Origin of the sequence: Mesorhizobium sp. M7A.F.Ca.MR.148.00.0.0, assembly GCF_003997735.1 — a bacterium.
GTDB lineage: Bacteria > Pseudomonadota > Alphaproteobacteria > Rhizobiales > Rhizobiaceae > Mesorhizobium.
This window is the reverse complement of record NZ_RZTB01000096.1, coordinates 1-2,324: the sequence shown is the minus strand read 5'-3', so window position 1 is coordinate 2,324 and position 2,324 is coordinate 1. Positions and strand designations below refer to the sequence as shown.

The following is a 2,324-nucleotide window of genomic DNA, read 5'->3' as shown; positions in this document are numbered from 1 at the left end:
GTGATGGATGAGGGGCGACGCCAAGTTCTGAGACTCTAGTGCTGCCCCTCATCTGCCTGCCGGCTCCTTCTCCCCGTAAACGGGGAGAAGGAGCTAAACCCAACGTTGGAACGTAAATGACCCAGTGGTCCGGCTATTTCGGCCTGATATTGCAGGGAGCTCTTGTCACCATCGAGCTGACGCTGATGGGGTCGGTGCTTGCGCTGTTCATGGCCTTTCTTGCCGGAATGGGGCGGCTGTCGCGTTTCTTCGTGCTGCGCGCGCTGGCCACCGCCTACATCGAATTCTTCCGCGGCACCTCGATCTTCGTGCAGTTGTTCTGGGCCTATTTCGTGCTGCCCTTCATCGGCATTTCGTTGACCCCGTTGCAGGCCGGCGTGCTGGCGCTCGGCCTCAATGTCGGCGCCTACGCCGCCGAAGTCGTGCGCGGTGCCATCCAGTCGATCGGCCGCGAACAGTATGAGGCCTGCACCGCGCTCAATCTCGGGCGGTGGCAAGGCATGCGCCACATCATCCTGCCGCAGGCGCTGCTGGTGATGCTGCCGACTTTCGGCAACAACGCCATCGAATTGCTCAAGGCGACCGCCGTGGTGTCGCTGATCTCGCTCACCGACCTGACCTTCCAGGCGCAGGTGGTGCGCGCCCAGACCGGCAACACCCTGGTGCCATTCACCACCATCCTGATCATCTATTTCATCCTCGCCCTGCTCATCTCGTGGGGCGTGCGCTCGCTGGAACGACGCATGGCGCGCGGCCTCGATGGGGTGCGTGCCTGATGGCCAATTTCCTTCTGATAAATTGGGCATGCTGATGGAATGGGATTGGAATTTCGTCTGGGAAATCATGCCGACGCTGATCCAGGGGGTGAAGATCACCATCCTGGCGACGCTGCTCGGCTCGGTGCTGGCGGCGGTCGTCGGGCTGGGCATTGCGCTGGCGCGCCGCTCGCCCAACAAAGCGCTGTCGCGCACGGTCGGCTGGGCGGCTGAATTCATCCGTGGCACGCCGCTGCTGGTGCAGCTCTATTTCATTTTCTACGTGCTGCCCGACATCGGCATCCTGTTGCCGCCGCTGGTCGCCGGTGTCATCGGGCTCGGGCTGCATTACGGCACCTACACGGCCGAGGTTTATCGTGCCGGCATCGACAATGTGCCGCGCGGCCAATGGGAGGCCGCCAAGGCATGCAATTTGAGCGCCAGTCAGACCTGGACCCACATCATCATTCCGCAGGCCATCCCACCGATGATTCCGGCGCTCGCCAATTATTTCATCGCCATGTTCAAGGAAACGCCGCTGCTGTCGGCAATCACCGTGCTGGAACTGATGAACCAGGCCAAAAGCGTCGCCAACACCTACTATCGCTATATCGAGCCGATCACTCTAGTCGGTGCTTTCTTCCTGGTCATCAGTCTGTTTTCGGTCGTGCTGCTGCGCTGGCTGGAACGCCGCTACGGCAAGATCGAGAGGTAGCCGATGGAACCCTTGCCCGAGATCAAGATCTACCCGAAACGGCCGGCGCTGGATGCACGCCCGCTCGACATGCGCATCGGCCTGATCATCCTGGCCACTGACCACACCAGCGAACCGGATTTCCGCCGCATGGTGGCGAGCGAGCGGGTCGGCGTCTATGTCGCGCGCATTCCCTATGCCAACCCGACGACGCCTGAAAACCTGCGCAAGATGCAGCCGGCGCTGACGGCGGGCGCGGCCCTGATCCTGCCGGACGAGAAGCTCGATGCCATCTGCTATTCCTGCACTTCGGCCTCGGTGGTAATCGGCGATGCCGAGATCGAGGCGGCGATCCAGGTCGCAAAGCCCGGCGTGCCGGTGGTCACACCGCCGATGGCGGGCGTGCGCGGGCTGCGTGCGCTGGGCGCAAACAAGCTCAGCATCCTCACTCCCTACACGGTCGAAACATCCAGGCCGATGGCCACCTATTTCGCGGCGCGCGGCTTCGAGATCGTCAGCTTCACCTGCCTCGGTTTCGAGGATGACCGCGAGATGGCGCGCATCGCACCGGCAACGCTTGTCGATCTTGCGCGGGAAGCCACCGGCGCCACCGCCGATGCGCTGTTCGTGTCCTGCACGGCGCTGCGTAGCGCCCTCGCGCTCACCGGCATGGAAAAGGCGATCGGACGTCCCGTGGTGACCAGCAACCAGGCGACCGCCTGGAACTGCCTGAGATTGTGCGGGGATGAGGCGCCGCATCCTGAGTTCGGGCGGCTGATGACGTTGCCGTTGGTTCAGTAAGATTATGTCCAGTGTGAGCGAGCACCCCCCTCTGGCCTGCCGGCCATCTCCCCCTCGAGGGGGGAGATTAGCTG

At 63.0% G+C, this 2,324-nt stretch carries 3 protein-coding genes; all 3 read left to right on the top strand.

Annotated features, from left to right (window positions below; genetic code table 11):
* The first annotated feature begins 116 nt into the window (after nucleotides 1–116).
* The 3 genes from ehuC to eutA are packed head-to-tail and all read left to right on the top strand — an operon-like array spanning nucleotide 117 to nucleotide 2,250.
* The gene (ehuC, locus tag EOB49_RS25825) at nucleotides 117–776 is read left to right on the top strand and encodes an ectoine/hydroxyectoine ABC transporter permease subunit EhuC (RefSeq protein WP_127292796.1); all 660 of its coding nucleotides are present in this window, start codon (nucleotides 117–119) and stop codon (nucleotides 774–776) included.
* A 34-nt stretch (nucleotides 777–810) separates the two neighbouring features.
* Nucleotides 811–1,470 (top strand): ectoine/hydroxyectoine ABC transporter permease subunit EhuD, encoded by a 660-nt coding sequence (gene ehuD, locus EOB49_RS25820; protein ID WP_127270574.1) that lies wholly within the window; start codon nucleotides 811–813, stop codon nucleotides 1,468–1,470.
* Between the two features lie 3 nt (nucleotides 1,471–1,473).
* Complete coding sequence (eutA, locus tag EOB49_RS25815) at nucleotides 1,474–2,250, top strand: ectoine utilization protein EutA (protein WP_127382634.1); 777 nt, start codon at nucleotides 1,474–1,476, stop codon at nucleotides 2,248–2,250.
* Nucleotides 2,251–2,324: the final 74 nt, after the last annotated feature.